Source organism: Dapis brunnea BLCC-M229 (genome assembly GCF_050015995.1).
In the GTDB taxonomy this organism is placed as follows: Bacteria; Cyanobacteriota; Cyanobacteriia; order Cyanobacteriales; family Microcoleaceae; genus Trichodesmium.
Genome location: NZ_JBNHEP010000228.1, coordinates 1 through 18,865, shown reverse-complemented (window position 1 = coordinate 18,865; position 18,865 = coordinate 1). Strand labels below are relative to the sequence as shown.

Annotated in this window: 16 protein-coding genes and 1 pseudogene; 12 read left to right on the top strand and 5 right to left on the bottom strand. The window is 33.3% G+C overall.

Annotation, left to right across the window (positions count from 1 at the left end; genetic code table 11):
- Window positions 1–20 precede the first annotated feature (20 nt).
- The 3 genes and pseudogenes from ACP6PM_RS26565 to ACP6PM_RS26555 all read left to right on the top strand — a co-directional run.
- Window positions 21–842: a pentapeptide repeat-containing protein gene (locus ACP6PM_RS26565; protein ID WP_426589906.1), complete on the top strand. Its 822-nt coding sequence runs from the start codon at window positions 21–23 to the stop codon at window positions 840–842.
- Between the two features lie 660 nt (window positions 843–1,502).
- Window positions 1,503–2,849: a pentapeptide repeat-containing protein gene (locus ACP6PM_RS26560; protein ID WP_426589905.1), complete on the top strand. Its 1,347-nt coding sequence runs from the start codon at window positions 1,503–1,505 to the stop codon at window positions 2,847–2,849.
- Between the two features lie 235 nt (window positions 2,850–3,084).
- Window positions 3,085–3,235: pseudogene (locus ACP6PM_RS26555) on the top strand (IS630 transposase-related protein); the annotation flags it as partial.
- Between the two features lie 196 nt (window positions 3,236–3,431).
- Here the strand turns inward: ACP6PM_RS26555 and ACP6PM_RS26550 are convergent.
- Window positions 3,432–4,811 carry an aminopeptidase P family protein gene (locus tag ACP6PM_RS26550; protein WP_426589904.1) on the bottom strand — a complete coding sequence of 460 codons (1,380 nt, stop codon included), beginning with the start codon at window positions 4,809–4,811 and terminating at the stop codon, window positions 3,432–3,434.
- A gap of 624 nt (window positions 4,812–5,435) precedes the next feature.
- On the opposite strand from ACP6PM_RS26550, the gene ACP6PM_RS26545 reads away from it, so the two are divergent.
- The 7 genes from ACP6PM_RS26545 to ACP6PM_RS26515 all read left to right on the top strand — a co-directional run bounded on the left by ACP6PM_RS26545 (window position 5,436) and on the right by ACP6PM_RS26515 (window position 10,487).
- Entirely contained in the window at window positions 5,436–6,419 is a 984-nt protein-coding gene (locus ACP6PM_RS26545; RefSeq protein ID WP_426589903.1) for an SMP-30/gluconolactonase/LRE family protein, read from the top strand.
- A gap of 712 nt (window positions 6,420–7,131) precedes the next feature.
- Entirely contained in the window at window positions 7,132–8,046 is a 915-nt protein-coding gene (locus tag ACP6PM_RS26540) for an alpha/beta hydrolase fold domain-containing protein (RefSeq protein ID WP_426589902.1), read from the top strand.
- A gap of 146 nt (window positions 8,047–8,192) precedes the next feature.
- Window positions 8,193–8,633 (top strand): DUF5684 domain-containing protein, encoded by a 441-nt coding sequence (locus ACP6PM_RS26535; protein ID WP_426589901.1) that lies wholly within the window; start codon window positions 8,193–8,195, stop codon window positions 8,631–8,633.
- A 64-nt stretch (window positions 8,634–8,697) separates the two neighbouring features.
- Entirely contained in the window at window positions 8,698–8,859 is a 162-nt protein-coding gene (locus tag ACP6PM_RS26530; protein ID WP_426589900.1) for a hypothetical protein, read from the top strand.
- Between the two features lie 9 nt (window positions 8,860–8,868).
- Entirely contained in the window at window positions 8,869–9,366 is a 498-nt protein-coding gene (locus tag ACP6PM_RS26525) for a DUF2752 domain-containing protein (RefSeq protein ID WP_426589899.1), read from the top strand.
- 195 nt (window positions 9,367–9,561) lie between these two features.
- Window positions 9,562–9,702 (top strand): hypothetical protein, encoded by a 141-nt coding sequence (locus ACP6PM_RS26520; RefSeq protein WP_426589898.1) that lies wholly within the window; start codon window positions 9,562–9,564, stop codon window positions 9,700–9,702.
- A gap of 395 nt (window positions 9,703–10,097) precedes the next feature.
- Window positions 10,098–10,487: a hypothetical protein gene (locus tag ACP6PM_RS26515; RefSeq protein ID WP_426589897.1), complete on the top strand. Its 390-nt coding sequence runs from the start codon at window positions 10,098–10,100 to the stop codon at window positions 10,485–10,487.
- Here the strand turns inward: ACP6PM_RS26515 and ACP6PM_RS26510 are convergent.
- From ACP6PM_RS26510 to ACP6PM_RS26500, 3 genes are all read right to left on the bottom strand, one after another.
- Complete coding sequence (locus ACP6PM_RS26510) at window positions 10,472–11,668, bottom strand: DNA cytosine methyltransferase (RefSeq protein WP_426589896.1); 1,197 nt, start codon at window positions 11,666–11,668, stop codon at window positions 10,472–10,474. The genes ACP6PM_RS26515 and ACP6PM_RS26510 overlap by 16 nt on opposite strands.
- A 203-nt stretch (window positions 11,669–11,871) precedes the next feature.
- On the bottom strand, window positions 11,872–12,945 hold the full coding sequence (locus ACP6PM_RS26505; protein WP_426589895.1) for a class I SAM-dependent methyltransferase: 1,074 nt from the start codon (window positions 12,943–12,945) through the stop codon (window positions 11,872–11,874).
- Between the two features lie 273 nt (window positions 12,946–13,218).
- A complete protein-coding gene (locus tag ACP6PM_RS26500) occupies window positions 13,219–13,524 on the bottom strand; it encodes a 30S ribosomal protein PSRP-3 (RefSeq protein ID WP_293097027.1) in 306 nt (101 codons plus the stop codon).
- Between the two features lie 75 nt (window positions 13,525–13,599).
- Between ACP6PM_RS26500 and ACP6PM_RS26495 the strand changes: the two genes are divergently transcribed.
- On the top strand, window positions 13,600–14,391 hold the full coding sequence (locus tag ACP6PM_RS26495) for a TIGR01548 family HAD-type hydrolase (RefSeq protein ID WP_426589894.1): 792 nt from the start codon (window positions 13,600–13,602) through the stop codon (window positions 14,389–14,391).
- Window positions 14,392–14,805: 414 nt separating this feature from the next.
- The gene (locus ACP6PM_RS26490) at window positions 14,806–16,224 is read left to right on the top strand and encodes a serine/threonine-protein kinase (protein WP_426589893.1); all 1,419 of its coding nucleotides are present in this window, start codon (window positions 14,806–14,808) and stop codon (window positions 16,222–16,224) included.
- Window positions 16,225–16,604: 380 nt separating this feature from the next.
- Here ACP6PM_RS26490 and ACP6PM_RS26485 read toward each other — a convergent pair whose 3' ends face one another.
- Window positions 16,605–18,452 carry a hypothetical protein gene (locus tag ACP6PM_RS26485; protein ID WP_426589892.1) on the bottom strand — a complete coding sequence of 616 codons (1,848 nt, stop codon included), beginning with the start codon at window positions 18,450–18,452 and terminating at the stop codon, window positions 16,605–16,607.
- Window positions 18,453–18,865 lie beyond the last annotated feature (413 nt).

The window sequence follows — 18,865 nt, the reverse complement described above, 5'->3', positions numbered from 1 at the left end:
TTAAAACTAATTTTCTGGGAGTGAAAACTGGTATAACAGTTAAAAATATAGCTGATGAAATTTTTGACTCTATGACTGGTATTGAAGGATTATGGCCTCATAATATTAGCCCCAACCGACTAGCTGTGTTGGAAATAAAATTGGTGCTTTGGTTGCGATCGCAGAATTTTAACTCTGAGTTAACTTCTGAGTCATTACAATATAAATCTCCAGAGGAGTTGCAAGGTTTAATGTTATCTGCAACTGCTGCTGGATGTGATTTTTCAGAGTTTAGAATAATGAGCAAAAATGTGGTCGAGGCAAATACAGAAGATTTATTGGAGTTAGCAAATATTGTTGGTCTAAATCCTGCTGAAGATTTTGCTGATGCTAAATTATTAGGGGTTAGTTTATGTGGTGTTGATTTGAGTGGAGCAAATTTACATGGTGCTTACCTACGGGGTTCAGATTTAAGTGATGCAGATTTAAGTGAAGCTAATCTTAGTAAAGTAAATTTGGGTGGTGCAGATTTGAGTGGTGCGTTGTTAAGTAATGCCAATCTAACTGATGCAAACTTGCACCTTGTTAGTTTAGCTTTGGCTAATTTAAGTGGTGCTAATTTGAGTGGTGCTAATTTGAGTAATGCGAATTTAAGTAATGCAAATTTAAGTGATGCGAATTTAAGTGGTGCTAATTTGAGTGATGCTGATTTAACTCAAGCTGGATTAGCATTAACAAATTTAAAAGGAGCTAATTTTCAGAATACAAAAGTAGAGAAAGCTAGGTTATGGCATGATGCTGGTTTATCTGAGGAAATGAAGCAAGATTTAATTAGCCGTGGGGCAGTTTTTGAGGATACTTAGTCAGAGAAAAATTAATTAATTACCAATTTATTTACTTTATTTTTCTGTTGATATTTTTCTATTCATACTCTCGGTAATTTGAGAAAAGACAGAGTAAATATAAGTTAGTAAATAGTCAAAAATCAAGTTAGGTGCCCCAGAGAAAAAGTCAAAATTTACTGTTTTCATTTCTTTTAATTGGAATTTTACTTGCCTATTTCTTCAGATTTTATATAAATGCCTGTTTTGTGATAATTATTGGCGATGATTATATTAGTAGAAGCGTAATTATTCGTAAGTATTCAGCCGTCAACTATTAGCTATCAGCTTTATTAACCTTGAAAAGAGGCAAAAGAAATTGAGAGGTTTTAAAGAATTAAAAGTATGGGTAATTTCAGTTATCAATTATCAGTACATCTGCCTAAACCATTGGGATTGAAATATGGATGTTGATTTTGTTTATCCCCTATCCAAGGGAAGATTTTAGACCTGATTTTTTGGTAAAAGTCCACTAGTTAACCTTAATAGTATATTGAGCTACATCCTTCCTTAAAAAGCTGAGAGCTGACCGCTAATAGCTGAATGCTTACAATTATTCTGAATTATACAGGACTAAATTAATTTTAATGATTGGCCTCAAATAACATCTTAAAATTTCAAACATTAAAGATATAAGTATATATGGCTAACCAACAATCACTTGAGAAACTACAGAAACTAATTCAAGGTACAAAAAATCAAGCAATAAATGATGCTGATGAAACCACCAGTCAACAATTAACTAACAATTTTGCTGGTGTAAATCTTGAGTATGCTGACCTAAGTCTGAGTGATCTAGATGATATTAATTTGAGTGACGCTATTCTAAGGAGTGCTTATTTACTGTGCGCTAATCTGAAAAGAACTAACTTTAGTAATAGCGATCTGAGTCATGCTAATCTAAGTGGGGCAATAATGTGGTTTGCTAACTTTAGCAAGGTAAATTTTAAAGGTGCAGACCTCAGAGGTGCCAGTTTTAGGGGTGCTAACCTAGAGGGTGCTAACCTAGAAGGTGCTAACCTCTGGCGTAGCGAGATTACAAATTCAAAGTTAATTGAAACTAATCTAACTAATGCTAATTTAACTCGTGCTAATCTGAGAAATAGTAATCTCACAAATGCCAACTTGAGTTATGCGGAACTTAATGATGCTAACCTCAACGAAGCTAATCTTACAGGTACTAATTTTAGTCATGCCAATTTGACAGATGTTAGCCTTAAAGATGCTAATCTTACAGGTACTAATTTATCTAATGTTAACCTTGTTGGAGGTCAATTAAACCGAGCTAATCTTGAAGGTGCTAATCTTGAAGGTACTAATCTTTATTGTACTAATTTTAGTGATGCTAATCTTCATAACACAAAGTTGAGAGATACTAACTTAAATCATGTTAATTTAAGAGGGGTAAAAATTAATCATGGAACAGAATTAGATGATAAGTGGTATCTGGTTTGGGATATTGTTAATCATGGTGCTTATGGCAGAAATTTAAGTGGGGTTAACCTGGAAAATGCCGATCTTAAGGGTGCGAATATAGGCACTGCTAATTTAACTAATGCTAATCTAGAATCTGCTAACCTCAGATATGCTAATCTCAGCAATGCTAATCTCACTAATATTCAATTAACTAATGCTAATCTAGCAGATATTAATTTGATTAAAGCAAATTTAGATAATGCGAATATGGAAGGAGCTAACCTGAGCAATACTTTATTATTTAATTCTATTATGACAGGTGCCTTATTGAATCAAGCTAAACTGATAAAAACTCAATTGTGTGATGCGGAATTATCAAATGCCAAATTAATGATGGCAAATCTGATGAATGCTAACTTGAAAAATGCTAGGTTACTGGGGGCTGATTTAAGAAAAATAAATCTAGAAGGTGCAGAATTAGATGGTGCTATATTTGGTAATAATCTGGGAATTTATGAGGAAATGAAGCAGGAATTAATTAAACGTGGGGCTGTTTTTCAGGATGAATGTTAAGGTATAATATTATGTTCGGTTGAATATTTATAAATAACTGGTTATAGGGAATAGAGAAGAGGCAATATTGCAATAGAGAGAATAGTAGGGATTATAATCATTGTTAGTTCCAATTAACTTTATTCAAATTTTATTTATAACTGAATATCTGAACAAAATATATAGTCGTTTTAATTAAGATTGAGACAAAAGTTCAGTATAATAAAATCAAGTCAACTAGAAACTATTTTTAACCATGCCTTACAGTTTAGACTTAATACAAAAAGTAATAAATTTTGTGGAAAATGGAGGTAAAATCACGGAAGCGGCTCATATCTTTGGGATAGGAAAAGCTTCGATATTATAGATGGTTGTCTCGCGCAAAATTTGAGGTGGCTCAGGTTCAAAAATTTAGGATTTTGATCAAGAGTTAGGCCGAACAATCAAGGGAGGATTTTTCCTACTATCTCCTCTATAATTCCCATTTCTCCTGACTCCTGACTCCTAAATCCTCCTCTTACTAAAAGACTTCCATAAGCAAACCCTAATTATCAAAACTATGATTACTTAAGGTTAAAAATTGATTCAGTAATTCCTAAATAATTATCCTACTAATTTTTCAATTGCATCAATATCGCTAGGTAATTCTTGAGTCAAAATTTCAGCACCCTTTGCCCTAACTAAAACATCATCCTCAATCCTAATACCTCGAACATCAGAAAAATATTCTAGCTTTTCCCAATTGACAATATTCTGATATTTTTGACGCATTTCTTTATTATTTAAAATTCCAGGAACTTGATAAAAACCAGGTTCAATTGTGACTAGCATTCCCGGAATTAAAGGACGATTCAATCGTAAAAAACCTAAACCAAAACGACTACTACGTTCTCTACCCATTTCATATCCTGCTAAATCTCCTAAATCTTCCATATCATGTACATCTAAACCTAATATATGACCGACTCCATGGGGAAAAAATAAAGCATGAGCATCCATTTCTACTAAGTCTTCTGGTTTACCTTTTAAAATTCCTAAATTAACTAATCCTTCGGCAATAATTTTAGCTGCTAATAGATGAATATTTATATATTCAACATCTGGTTTAATTTGAGCAATACATTCATCGTGGGCAGCTAAAACTACATCATAAATATCTCTTTGTGTAGGAGAAAATTTACCAGAAACAGGCCAAGTACGAGTCACATCACTTGCCCAACCTAAAGTTGTTTCTGCACCTACATCTGCTAATAGTAAATCTCCTGTTTGTAGAGGATGATAATATTGTTCATTGTGCAAAACTTCCCCATGTACAGTCACAATACTAGAGTAAGCACAAGTCATATTATGAGAAATAATAATACTCTCCATTGCAGCGCGGATATTTGCTTCAAATTTAGCATTTTTTGTAGCTGCCATTCCTACTTTATGAGCTTCTACTGTTACTGCTGCTGCTTGTTTGATTTCTGTTAAAGCTGTATCATCATGGCTAAGTCTTAAAGAGATAATTGCTTTTGTTAATTCTAAGTCAATTTCTTGGGGTTTATTAGAGGGAAAAATATCGCGATTTAAAATCTGAGATTGTGTAATTTTAGTAGTGGGGTTTTGTACAGAAATAGTTGCTGCATTTGCGGCATAAGATTTTAATTCTTTCATCGGAAAAGCAGCATCGGCGCCAATAATTTCTGCCAGGCTATCCCGTGTTGGTATTTCTCCATGCCAAAGTAGATTACTTGGCGGTGGATTATCCATAAATAGTTCTAATTTTCCTGCTTCTAAACGTATAGCAGCATCTTCAATAGGTAGACCAGCAAAATAAAGAAAATGACTGCTAGGACGAAAGGGAAAAGTATTAGCTGGAAAGTTACGGGAACTACGACTTCCTGACCAAAGTATAGCTGGAAAATTAATTAAGTTGGCTAACTTTTTTCGTCGGTTATGGAGTGTTTTGGATAGAGAAGTTTGATTACTGGAAATTTGCATGGTAATTATTAATTGAATGGTGATTTATGGTTACTAGGGACTATTGATAAATTCAATATAGCAATATGATTTGAGTTGTGATACCGTTTCACTGAATTCAGAATTCAGAATTTAGAATTCAAAATGCCAGATTTGCGATTGCTAAAAACTTTGATAAAACAACAGTTTCAGGCAATTATTTGACATTTAAAGTTTGAAACTATTTGTGACATCCTTAAAGTGAATTGGTATGAGATATTGGAGATTTTTAGGGAATAGGGAACACAGAAGAAAGAAAAAATGTATATATATGAATAAGATAACTGCTATACTCTATTCTTTTAAGAAACACTTAAATTCTTACATCTGATTCCTGATTTCTATATTAGTTTAAGACATATAAGGATTAAACATCTGGAGTAGTCGTAGTTTGGTCTCAAATTAACTAGACTGTTGCAATTATCCAAGACTTTTGTGGTTAATTAACTTTTTATTCTAATTCAGAATATAAAACTTGACAAATATTCAGTCTTTCATCAAAAGCGATAACAATTTTAGTATACTACTTACTGTTTGGAGAGAAAAATGGTAAAATATCTTCCCTATCCAAATCTAACCTCAATCAAAATTAACCACAAATATAAAATGTCAAGTATACAATTTGGAATTTTTAGATCGACTATCTTATTAGTAGCAGTAGTAACTATCTTTTATAATGATAGTAGTCAAGCAATAAATAATTATTTCCAATTAAATCAAGCTAGCTCAATAGAAAATTTACAACAAATTATTGGGAAAGATGCACAGGTAGAAAAAGTAGCAGAAGGTTTCAAATTTACTGAAGGACCTGTCTGGCATCCACAAGGTTTTTTACTATTTAGTGATATTCCTGAAAATACAATTTATCAATGGCAACCTAATCAAGAGGTTAAAGTATTTCGTCGTCCTTCTGGCAATGCTAATGGTAATACTCTTGATTTACAAGGAAGATTAATTACTGGTGAACATAGTAATCGTCGGGTATCGCGAACTGAAAAAGATGGCAAAATAATTACACTTGTTGATAAATATAATGGTAAACGTTTGAATAGTCCGAATGATTTAGTTGTCAAATCAGATGGCAGTATTTATTTTACTGACCCTCCTTATGGGATTAAATCAGAACAGGAAGAATTGGGTTTTTATGGTGTTTATCGAATTGCACCAGATGGTAAATTAAGTTTATTAGTTGATGATTTTGTTCGTCCTAATGGTATTGCTCTTTCGCCTGATGAAAGTAAACTTTATGTTAATGATTCTGAAAAAGGTCATATTCGTATTTTTGATGTTAAGTCAGATGGAACTTTAGAAAACGGAAAGATTTTTGCTGAATTAAAAGACCCGAATAAACAAGGTGTTCCTGATGGGATGAAAGTAGATTTACAGGGAAATATTTATAGCACTGGACCAGGAGGAGTTTGGGTTTTTTCTGTATCAGGAAAGTTACTAGGAATTATTTCTGTACCGGAGAGAGTCACTAATTTAGCATGGGGAAATAATGACTATAAAACTCTTTATTTAACAGCTAGTAAAAGTCTGTACAGAATTACTCTTAAAGTTACTGGAGTTAGACCTGCTGGAATTAGGTAGTAGGTAATTTCACTTATCAGTACTTTCTACTGAAATAGGAGTCTTGAAATACTAAAGTTGACTTTTTTCATGGCTTTAAGAGGGGAGGCTTGAAACTTGATTTTTTGGTGAGTTGAATAATTCTGGCAAAACAAGGATTTTGGTACGGATGTACGGATAATTGAAATTAGGAATAAAATCATCTTACTTTTTCCTAATTAGTTATAGTTGATTTTTTGGTTGATAATTGTGTCGGTTTTTTCCGTAAATTTTTAATTTATTGATTTTGCTAAATATGATAGTAATTGAGTTAAATAATTCTGGCAAAGTCAGGATTTTATAGGTATAAACTAGATGATGTTTATTAGCAAGAAAATGCTTTTACTAAAAGTGGTTGGTAATTTAGTAAGTGTGTATGGTTTTTCGCAAAAGTATCGAAATTTATTGATTTTGCTAAATACATTAGTAAGTGAGTAGAAGTAGTCGGACAAGAGAATAATTTTTACAGAGATGAACAGATAATTATAATTGGGAAAAATTTATCTTACTAATCAGTAGTAGGTAGTTTATAGGATAATAATTGTTTAGGGTTGTTCCGCAAATTATTAATTTCTTGATTTTGCTAAATGTAGACTAGAGTCGCGAGAGTAAAGTATCAAGTAACCTTGACAAACATTCCCTAAAAATATTAACTTAAAATTTCTAGAATAAATTTATATTAACACTAAAGGTAATGTTCAAAAAATATCTATCTAAAGTATCATCTCAAGCAGTATTTCTTGGTTATAACTTTCTGCCAATTAATACTTGGAAAATACTGTCAAATCCTGCTTCTGAAATCCTAGCATTTTCAAATAACTATCGCATTTACAAAAATATTAAATACTTGACTGTTAATAATTACGATTTGCAGTTAGATATTTATCAATCTCTCGCCCCTAAACCACAACCTACAGTAATATTTATTCACGGTGGGGGTTGGGTAGACCGTCCTAGAGAAGTTGAGTTGTTTTTTTTATTGCCATATCTGAAAATGGGTTTTTCTGTTGTTAATGTGGGATATCGTTTGGCAGCACAGTCGTTAGCACCTGCAGCAGTAGCAGACTGTCGGTGTGCTTTACGTTGGGTAATGAGAAATGCTCAACAATACAATTTCAATCCTGAAAAAATTATTCTTAGCGGGTTTTCTGCTGGCGGTCATTTAGCTATGACAACTGCTTTGTTAACTCCTAATGCTGGTTTTGACTCTTATTGCGAAGGTGATGAGGAATTAAAGGTAGCAGGTATCGTCAATTGGTATGGTATTACTGATGTCAAAGATTTGCTGGAGGGAGCAAATGTTCGAGATTATGCTTTGGAGTGGATGGGAAACCAGAGCGATCGCTTGGAAATAGGGTCGCGTATTTCTCCGATAAATTATGTACATTCTCAACTGCCACCTATCTTTACTGTTCACGGTGATGCTGATTTAAGTGTGCCATATAATCATGCCGTGAAATTTCACGAAGCACTTAATCAAGCTAATGTACCGAATCAATTATTAACTATTATAGGGGGCGATCATGGTGGATTTAGTTATAATGAAAATCTCAAAATTTATGAAAATATTGAGTCTTTTCTCAGAAAGTATAGTCTGTTTAATTATTAGAATTAGTTCAACTTACAACTAGGTATATATAATTCAAATTCTTTAAAAAAAACAAAATTTTAATGCTTCTAATATTTTGAGGATTAAAGTTTGCTTAGTTATAGATAAAAATCTCAATTGTTATTAATTTTAATGGATGAGGACAAATGCTATATTTGAGTGAATTTTCATGGGTTAATTCAGCTATTGGTATGATGTTACCAATTTTATTGGCACAGGAAGCAACAACTGAACTACCAGAAGTACCAGAGGTAGAACCAACTCAAGTTGGAGGTGGTGTAATTGGATACTTAATAATGGCATTTTTCTGCTATAAGATTTACCAAAAATTAAATGTTGAAAATGCCTGGTATGCTTGGATTCCAATTTTAGGTACATACATTCATTTCAAAGCTGGTGATGAGGAAAAACCTGTTTTATGGACAATTTTGGCTTGTATTCCATGTGTTAATATCATCGCTTCGATTAAATACATTATGGCTTGGGTGAGAATTTTTAATAAGTTGGAAAAATCTCCCTGGTTATTGTTGATATGTATCATTCCTTGTGCAGTTTTCTTTGTCTTTGGATATGTAGCATTGACCTAAAATATAATCAAGAATGGGGAGAATTTGAACAATGCTCAAACTTAAGTATAGGAAAATAATTTTTTTGATTCTCATTGCGATTCTGGCAGGAGGATCGATGGTTGGTTATTCTCAATCAGAAAGTAATTTATTAGTAAAAACTGTTGCATTAGTCATATTTCAACAAATGGCAACAATTCTAATTTATCTCACTTGTTTTAGTTGGGATTTGTTGCGTAGTCGGTAAAGAAATTCAATGGAAAAGTATTCTAAAATTTTGTCTAATAAAGAGCGAAGTCAACGATATATTTATCTGGCGATCGCTCTTATTCCTATTATTGGCAGTTACCTCTTAAATTTTGGTTTGAAAATACCATTTCTAGGATGCCCACTCTTACGTTATGTAGGTATTCCTTGTCCTGGATGGGGGTTAACCCGCTCTGTCATGGCAGTTGCACGAGGTGATTTAAGTCAGGCGATCGCTTATCATTTATTTGGGCCTGTATTTTTTGCTGTGTTTGTAATTGCAATTTTACATCTTGTTTTGGAATTAATAAATAATCAAAAAATCCGGGTATTTTATATACCTTTAATTCAAAACCATCAGTGTCATATTTTTTGTTTTATAGTTTTATTTGGTTATCATGGAACACGGTTACAAGAATTGTGGAAAACTGGAGAAATCTATAATTTTTTGATTCATTCCACTCTGGGAAATTGGTTATTTGGACTGATTAGTTATAGCTATTTTTAATGCTTAAAGCAAAATAAGTAACTGGGTATGAAAAATTCTCGTTATCACAGCCACTCATGCTAGAGGCAAAAGGTAATAGAAAGGAAAGTTTTGAGGATTTTACTTTTCATTACATACTTCAGTTTTTTGTGTCTTTCTAATTAATAAAATTCATGATATTTATCAAATTAATTATTTTCCAATCCCAGTTAATTAATGACAGTACAAGATGATAGTCGAGAGAATGAACTTATCCAGTTATTTAATTTAGAAAGACCAGTCAATTTAACTCGTAGTGGAACAGATGCAATTTTGACTTTAGAGATTGTTTGTAAAGGAAATATAAAAAGGAGATAGGGAACAGGGAACAGGGAACAGGGAACAGGGAACAGGGAATAGGGAATAGGGAATAGGGAATAAGGAGGAAGAAATCAAGACAAATATTTGTCGCTTAAAAATCTAGGAATATATGTACTGAATACTTCTCTACCTACCAAATTTCAATCTCTTGAAGTATTACCGCTTTTAGATTTTAGTCACTCGCATGTTCTCTTAATACTTATTTTACAAACAGTCTCTTAAATGCACTGAAAATTCCTTTTGAATTAAAGTCAACTACAAAGAATTCTGTAACTACAGTTAGAGATTTTGGACCAGAGCATATTAAAAAGTGGAGAGAAAAACATTGGTTATTTGGTTTCTATGAAAAAGGTGGTAAAACTCTAAAATATTGCTTATATGCTTCCCCTAAAATGATGGCTCCTTGGATTAGTGAAAAATCAGCTTATGTTGCATCAGATTATAAACTTGCTCAATTAATACCAGAATTGATTAGTATATCTTTACTATATGAAATTGTTGGGGAAAAAGAAGTTTACACCCTCGAAGATGCTCAGAGTCTGCAAAAAAGACAATACACAATCCAAGAATACCGAAATAAAATGGATTTAGAATTCGGCTACTCTCCTGAAAGAATGCTTTTGATTTTAAGAGATAGATGTCAATATTTAATTGAGAGAGGTTCAACTTTAAATAATCCCCATATTCCTGCTTCATATTTTAAAGATTGGGAGCGAATAACTAATAATCATGCTCAACGTTTAAGACAACTTGTAATAGAAAATATTCAAGAAAATACTTGAGAAATAGATAATGCTATTTGATAAGCCATAGGAGGTGGTACAGCATTACCAATTTGACCTAATGCTTGATAAACTGCACCAGAAAATTGCCAAGACTCAGGAAAACCTTGGAGAATTCCACAGTCAGGAACAGATAACCGAAAATGATTATTTTTGGCTACAAATAAATGTGCTTTTTCACGATTTTCTGCTACTCCGTTCGGCCAAATATGTAATTTTTCCCAAGCTTTTTGTGCAGAAACACTACTTAAAATAGAAGTAGTATGGCGAGGTCCGGTTAATCCACTTCTTAGAGTAGGTGATAAAGCATCAAATCCAATATTTGGTAATCCTAAAGCTTCACGAGTTCCCATGCAACGTTGTAATTTTTCTGGAGTTTCAAAATAATCGAAAAGATTAAGTTGAACTGGTTTTGGAGATTGATTTGTTGGTAGATAATGCCAATAATGGGTAGGCTGAGGAGGTTGATATTTAGCTAAATATTTTTCATCCCGAAAACCGACAAAAAAGACTCGCTTTCTAATTTGAGGAATGCCAAAATCTGGAGCATTTAAAATAAATTTTGTGATTTTATAGTGAGGCGCTAAAGGAGATTCAATAATTTCTTCAACATATTTGCCAAACTTTTTACTTACCAATGCCGTGACATTTTCTGCTACAAATATCAGAGGTTTAATTTCTAGTACAGCGCGAATAAATTGAGGGAACATATCGCGATTATCTTCCTTACCTTTTTGACGACCTGCAACAGAAAAAGGCTGACAAGGTGGACCCCCGTGGATAATATCAACCGAGCCACAATAGGAGCGCCAATCTACTTTTTTGACATCTCCTTTTTCACCTGAAAAAATTTGCCAGTCTGGTCGAAGATTGCGCAAAGTATTACCAGTTTCTACGAGAATATCGTAGGAGGAAATATGAGTAAAACCTGCTAGTTCAAAACCAAGGTCAAGACCACCACCTCCACTAAATAAGGAGAGAGTTCGCCATCTATTTTTAGGCATTTGTGGCATCAACTTTTCAGGATTTAGATTAGGGATATTGATAGGATGTATGGGTTTTTTCCCTTCTCCATTTAAAGCTTGCTTTTTAGCACGACTAGATGCTTTTGAACGTTGTCTATAAATTTCTCTTTGTTCTTCAGTAATATTCCAACCTTGATGGGGTGATGGTGTTGACATTAGGCAAACTTTCTAGTGTTTATTAATAATCTCATTTTAAGGCAGGAATAAAAAAGTATAGCCCTACACAAAAGTCAAAAGTTAAAAGTAATCTCTGAATAAGTTTCCTGGTTTACCAATGTCCTAACCTCAAAGAAAATTCACTCTTTCAAGCCTCTCTATTTCAGGAGGTACTGATAACTGATAACTGATAACTGAAATAACTACACCCGCTGACATAATATCCACCGTAACTCCAGGGGTGGTTTACCATTAGCTAAGGGAAATATATCTCTACCAGTCGCCCAACTTTCAAACCAACTTGTGGGAGGCCATGCAGTTTCTGGTAAATGTTGACGTTCATATTCTATGACTAACTCATTAGAAACCATTGCTAAAGGTAAACCTTCCATTGCTATTGCCAACTCTTCAGATGTAAACAAACTCGACCAACATAACTGCGCCATATCTCGCACTAATTTATCTGGTACATATTCCTCTACTGTTAAAAATATATTGAATAAAAGTAAACCACCAGAGCAAGTAACATCAGACATTTTTGCTAGAAATAACCGTAAGTCATCTATATCCCGAAAATGAGATACTACTTCTGTAGCGATCGCCAACTGATAAAAAGCTGGTCGCAACCTTGTCAGTGGAGCGAGAATATCTCCCTCTATCACATTCATTGATAAATTTTCTGTAGCGATCGCTGTTTGTAACTGTTCAATAAAAGCAGGGGTTAACTCTAAAACATCTACATAATGACCTTTTCGCGCCAAAGGTAAAGCATTCCTACCTGTTCCTCCTCCCACATCTAATATTTTCAAAGCAGCATTTTTGTCAAATTCTCCCACAGTTCCTAAAACCTTAGCATCCGGATGAGAACCAAATAAAGGAGGCTTTCTTTTCTCTATCCAAGACTTATACTGTTCTCCTAAAGTTGGAGTGCGAATACTTACTTGACAAGCTATACCTTTTTTGGGAGGCTTGACTAATTCATATTGAATAACCAACATTGAAGTTGCAGAAATATTAAACCCCTCTGTTAACCTCGTTTCCATCATTTGACGCAATTGTAGTTTTCTTTCAGCAGGCATTGGTCTACCCAGATGAGAAAATAAATTTTCTACAATATTTATATAATAGTCGAGCATACCAGGCAGACAAGGAAGCACCAACTCGCCACGACCTGAAATATAGCTATCAAGCTTATATACAATAGCTTTTTTGAGAATATCTGGCGAAGTTACAAGTGGCAGTTGGTCGCTGATTGGTAATGTCTGTTCCTGGTTCATTAACAAATTCTGCCTTGATTAATTAGATTAACTGTGTAAGATAGTCTAGTATAGCGCTACTTGAATAGGTAATAGGGAACAGGGAATAGGGAACAGGGAAAAGTAGACTATCAAAAGGTTTGAATATTTAGAAATGTCCTAACCTTTGCTTCAACTGTTATATAGCAGTCGCCTATAGGAGTAACCAGGGCGGTTAAGGCATTCTCGCGCCTCTCAAATTTAGTCACACCAGAATTCTAAATTCAGAATTCTAAATTCAGAATTCTAAATTCATTAATTAGTACCTGTAAAAACTATTTCTGGTTCTGGAAACTTTGCCTGAGCTTCTGAAAGTGGTCTTCTTCTACCCTCTTCTTGCCAATAGTTAATTATTTCAGTAGCCTTATTTAAGAGATCCACCCGATCTACTTCTGAAATCCAATGTTTTGCTTCCATTTCTGTTTTTAGTTGTTCCCAGGCATCATTCCGAGGCCAGAAAAAGTAACAAGTTAAAGGACTGGTACCATTTCCTACCACTTGATCTACAGCAAGTGCTACATTATCGTCTAACCAGACTACTTTTAGTACAAATTTGGACAATTTACCTCCTGAGCCAATTTTCGGCTAATTTTCAAACTTTACACACACAAAATTTCATTTTACCATAAAAATTTGATGATGAATAAAGCAATTTTGGTTTTCGATATTGATGGTGTGATTCGGGATGTGGGTGGGTCTTATCGACGGGCGATCGCTGATACGGTAGAGTATTGTACATCCGGCGCATTTACCCCTACTTTGGCAGATATTGACCAGCTTAAGTCTGAGGGTGTTTGGAATAATGACTGGGAAGCTTCGCGAGAGTTAGTTTATCGCCATTTTGAAGGCCAAGCTCAGAAACGGGAGGATGTAGCTTTAGATTATCAAAAATTAGTGGCTTTTTTTCAGTCTCGTTATCGGGGTTTAGATGAGGATAACTGGAATGGTTATATTTGTTCGGAACCTTTGTTGGTAAGTTCTGGTTATTTTGAGGAGTTGATGGCAGCAGGGTTTTCTTGGGGATTTTTTAGTGGAGCGATGCGGGCAGAAGTTGCTTATGTTTTGGAGGGAAAGTTGGAGTTGAGTTTCCCAGTAGTGGTGGCGATGGAGGATGCACCGGGAAAACCTGACCCAACTGGTTTGTTTGAAGTAGTGGAGCAGTTGGAAAAACAAGATGGTTTGGCTGAAAATTTACCTGTGATTTATGTTGGGGATACAGTGGGAGATATCTATACAGTGGAGAATGCTCGGAAACAGGTGCCGTCGAGAAGTTGGGTTGGGGTGGGTGTGTTGCCTCCCCATGTACAGGAGAGTGAGGAAAGGCAAAATGTTTATACTGCTAAATTATTGGAGGCAGGAGCAAAAGTAGTTTTGGATAATATTGAAGAATTGTCTGTAGAGGCGATCGGTAGTTTAATTAATAATTAATAATTTATTCCCAGGGCTTGAAAGCTTCTCCTTTTCAGGAGAAAAAAATACAGCGAATTCCAGTTTGGTGAGGTAAACCTATGGGGGAAAGATGTCTGCGCTAATTGCTGAACAGAGAAAAATTGACGTACAAATTTAGTCAATGAATGGTTTATAAATCATATTAAAAATATGACTACTGAATAAAATCATTTTCCTAAAGCATCCTAAAATTCAGACATCGTTCTATCAAAATCAGCAGCAATTTTATCAATATAGCAATTCTATATTATTTGTTTGTGTCAAAAATATTACTGTTTTTTATGGAGCAGGTAGGAGTTTCAGTTTTGTTATTTACTGTTTAATTACCTGCAACCTATTTAGGATTGCTATAATAATATAATGCTTTTTCCTATTGTGTACTAAAATTTTTGTATGAGCAAAAATAAGAAAAAACCTTGGGATAAGAACTGGGAATCTATTAGTGAAAAAATAGGTCAAGGTGGTCAAGGTGAAACTTCTTTAGTAAAACCTAAAAATGATTCATTTCCTCCTGGTGAGTATGTACTCAAAATACTTCATAAGCAAAAAGATAAAGAAAGACGTGCCAGAATGAGTAGAGAGGTAAATAATCTCAAAACTTTTATAAATCCCGGAATACCTAAATTAATTGATTCAAATTACGAGTATTTTGAAGACTTAAATATTCCTCTATACATGGTGACTGAATTTATAGAAGGAAGCACTTTAGAGAAGTTTATTATAGAGAAGGGGGTAATTGATGTATTTGATGCTGTCAAGTTCACAATTAAATTGTTAGATATTGTTGAATATTGTCATCAAAGAGATGTAGTGCATAGAGATATTAAGCCTGACAATATTATGGTTAGAAACGATTCTCTAACTACTCCAGTATTAATAGATTTTGGTCTTTCTTTCAACAAAGAGGATGATACAAATTTAACACCTACAGGACAGGATATAGGAAATAGGTTTTTTGTTCTTCCAGAGCATAAACGAGAAAGTGGTTCACAAAGAGATACAAGGTCAGACATAACACAAGTCTGTGGCATTTTGTTTTTTGTAATAACAGGAAAAGCGTCTCGTCATCTTTTGGATGAAAAAGGAAATAAACCACATCAGACTGAAAAAGCTAGACAAAAATTATCAGCTTTACCCGAATACATACTATCCAAAATTAATATAGTTTTTGATACAGCTTTTAGAACAATCATAGATTCCCGTTGGCAGTCTATTCCTGCGCTTAAAACTGCTTTAATAAATATTTTAGAGTCAGAAAATCAAGAATATAATGAAAAAATTTTGTTAGATGAGATTAAGTATAAAGTATCAACTGATATAGACAAGGAGTTATTTGAAAATGTAGCTAAAAAATTTCTTGAAAAAATTTATGATATTGTTAATGGGATAATTGAAGAACTTAATTCTGAGCTACAGGAACCCAAATTTTGGGGTGTGACTTTAAGAACTGATAAACAATTGGCTATACATCCCGAAATAGATTGGAAGAATTTAACATTTTCTAATAAAGTTCTTGGTATAGGTTATAGATATGCAAATAAACCATTCTGGCCTGGATTTGAGGGATATTTAACAGGAAGTGAAGTTGTTGTTTTTTATGTTGAATATTATTTTCCCAAGTCAGAACTTGATAGAATGCGTTCTCTTAATGGGATGGGTACTGGTGAACGTATATATGATGAAACTTTAAAGGAATATGAAAACAGCAAAACCGAGTTACCGAGAATTCCTCTAAGTGGTGAACTTGATTTTACTCGTCTTGAAGAAAAACTCAGAAAGATTTATCTTAAAGGTATAAAAAAAATCATGTGAACTAATTTAAGCTGCAATTAAATATATTGTTGAGTTTTTATTTGAGCGATCGCCATTACTAATACCAATTTCATAAAATATTACTACAGTCACGACACAGGGAACAGGGAATAGGAAACAGAGAACAGGGGAAAAAATATGATAAAAAAGAGAAAAAAAGGTTTAATTTATAGAGTTGATGGAGTTTCCATTTTTTTATTGTAGGAATAAATAAAAAAATCAGATGTAACTGCCTTTTTTGAAAATGGTATAATTTTGATAAAAAAAGATGACAGACAAATCCCCGTTACCAAAATAAATTTTGAATCCTCAATTCTCAATTCTCAATTCTCAATTCTCAATTCTCAATCCTCAATCCTCAATTCTCAATTCTCAATTCCCTAACCTTCAATATAACTATCAATAACTTTCATAATATTAACCCCTGTTAATTTCACATAATTATCCATATATCTAGAACCAGGAGTAAGCACTGGTAAATTTTTCCTATAAATAGGCAGCCAAAATTCACTATTAATTCTCCAACTTTTGACAATATTTTGATTATTTTCCAGATAATTTTGAATCAGATATTCATAGACAAACTGTTTTCTAATACTTCTACTTTTAATTTCTTCTCGGTTTCCTGGATTGAGATAATAATCAAAGTTAGCATATTTAATATCAATGATTTGGATAGAAATTTTGCTCATAATTTTTTTCAGGAAATTGCCAAAGCTTTGATTAATTTCTTTGAGAGAGCGAAGTCTATCTTTATCTCGAAATAATGACAGATAAAATATATTGTCTTTGAGTAAAGATTCAGACCCCAATACATAATCAATGAAGCGTTGAAAAAATCTGTCAGATGATAAGATGCCAAATTTCAAAGCCAGATAAAATACATGATTCAAATTTTTCATCATTTGTAATTGTTCGATATTAAAATCATCCCAAATTTCCCAGTAAGAATAAAACCGATCTGGCAAAGAAGAAACTATTAGTACATCTGCCTCAAGTTTGCAGAATTTAGCCAATTCATAAAAAGTATGATTTTCCAGTTCATGGTTTTGGTTAATCTGAGCAATTTTTAATTGATATTTATTACATTTGAAACTGGTGTAGTAGCGTAAGTCATTCCAATTTTTGACTTTTTCAATTTGATATGAAGTCTTAGGTGGAACTAAATCTGAAAGTGCAGAATTTGAGCGGTTATCTTTTGTCTGAAATGAAAGAATTACAGCATCGGGAAAAATATCTTTACCGTTGACATGGAAAATATTACTCAGATCGATGATTCTGTTTTTGTAGCTCAAATGAGCAATTATTTCTGAGGCAATATATCGACTATTCAGATAACAGACAAAACATGAATTTGTCTGTTTGAGCAAATAAGTTAAACATATTCCCTCCCAAACACTATGAAAATTATTAAATCCCCAGATTTTGCCGTCTTTTGTGTCATCCAACTCCCCAAATAAAAATTTCTCAATTGCATCATAAAAATCCCAATAATCTATATCTTTCAATGGCGTATATTTATCAATTGTTTGCAAAGCATCTCGTAAAGTCTCAATAATTAATGGATAATGATTTTCGCTAAACAAGCTATATTCATCCCCAATATATTTTTCCCGAAACCTAGTAGATAAAGCAGCAATTTTGGGATTGATATTTTCCCCTAATTTTTGCTGAATCTCACTAAATAGATAACAATACATTGCTACAATATCAGACGTTTCATAAGATATTTGTTGACTAGGTACGTCAATGTAGTCTATAAATATTGCACCATTGTTTAGGAAAATCGCTTTATGAAGATAGCGATAAATTTTACTATAGTCTATAGTTTCAGATTTACTGAGACGGGAGACAAGTGCTAATATTTTCAACTCATCGTAGATATCTAAGATATTATCTAAGGCATCAAGTTTGCTATAAAAAATACTTTCTTGAGCATCTTTAACGACAACTTCTTTTCCCACTTCCTGTTGCAGTACACCGTCACGGTCATTAACTTTGATATTTTTCTGTAAATATCCTTTTTCTTGATAGATTTTCTGGATTATTTTCAGGAGTTTATAGAGTTTGAAAAATAATTCACATTTAAAGTCAAATCTATCAATATTTGGATCGTCCTGAGTAAATCCTTTTGGTAAATGAAAAATTAACTTACCTCTCTTTTTCTCAATTCCGACAAAAGAATATTTAGGATTGACTTGAGGTTTTATTTCGGCAAAATTTATCATTTTTTTGAGGAAGGAAGAGGGAAGATGAAAGAAGTAAACCGAATCGATAAATTTAGGGGATAAGATAAAATCCAATTCTTAGCGATCGTTAAACTAAAAGACTTATTTTATTCTTACTCCTCCCACTGCTCAAATACAAAACTAGGTTAAAATTTTTCTATCAATTTCCTAAAATATTACAAGAAAATATGGGGATGCTGTTCAGAGTAAAGAATTTCGTAGGGGTTTGGTCTCCAAATCCTCTTCAAACCTCCAAACCTCTACAGGAAGTTAAAAGTAAATTGCCTAAATCTGAGACTAAGCAAAAATTCTTATTGCTATATACGCAATAGAAGCAACTACCTAAATCTGAGTGAGTAAAAATTACTATTGCCACATACGCAATAGAAGCAAATACCTCAATCTCAGAGTGA

Bases quoted from the DNA above. Each gene is read 5' to 3' on its own strand.
- ACP6PM_RS26560 (WP_426589905.1), top strand. From the start codon at position 1,503: ATGGCTAACCAACAATCACTTGAGAAACTACAGAAACTAATTCAAGGT.
- ACP6PM_RS26550 (WP_426589904.1), bottom strand. From the start codon at position 4,811: ATGCAAATTTCCAGTAATCAAACTTCTCTATCCAAAACACTCCATAAC.
- ACP6PM_RS26545 (WP_426589903.1), top strand. From the start codon at position 5,436: ATGTCAAGTATACAATTTGGAATTTTTAGATCGACTATCTTATTAGTA.
- ACP6PM_RS26540 (WP_426589902.1), top strand. From the start codon at position 7,132: ATGTTCAAAAAATATCTATCTAAAGTATCATCTCAAGCAGTATTTCTT.
- ACP6PM_RS26535 (WP_426589901.1), top strand. From the start codon at position 8,193: ATGCTATATTTGAGTGAATTTTCATGGGTTAATTCAGCTATTGGTATG.
- ACP6PM_RS26525 (WP_426589899.1), top strand. From the start codon at position 8,869: ATGGAAAAGTATTCTAAAATTTTGTCTAATAAAGAGCGAAGTCAACGA.
- ACP6PM_RS26520 (WP_426589898.1), top strand. From the start codon at position 9,562: ATGACAGTACAAGATGATAGTCGAGAGAATGAACTTATCCAGTTATTT.
- ACP6PM_RS26515 (WP_426589897.1), top strand. From the start codon at position 10,098: ATGATGGCTCCTTGGATTAGTGAAAAATCAGCTTATGTTGCATCAGAT.
- ACP6PM_RS26510 (WP_426589896.1), bottom strand. From the start codon at position 11,668: ATGTCAACACCATCACCCCATCAAGGTTGGAATATTACTGAAGAACAA.
- ACP6PM_RS26505 (WP_426589895.1), bottom strand. From the start codon at position 12,945: ATGAACCAGGAACAGACATTACCAATCAGCGACCAACTGCCACTTGTA.
- ACP6PM_RS26495 (WP_426589894.1), top strand. From the start codon at position 13,600: ATGATGAATAAAGCAATTTTGGTTTTCGATATTGATGGTGTGATTCGG.
- ACP6PM_RS26490 (WP_426589893.1), top strand. From the start codon at position 14,806: ATGAGCAAAAATAAGAAAAAACCTTGGGATAAGAACTGGGAATCTATT.
- ACP6PM_RS26485 (WP_426589892.1), bottom strand. From the start codon at position 18,452: ATGATAAATTTTGCCGAAATAAAACCTCAAGTCAATCCTAAATATTCT.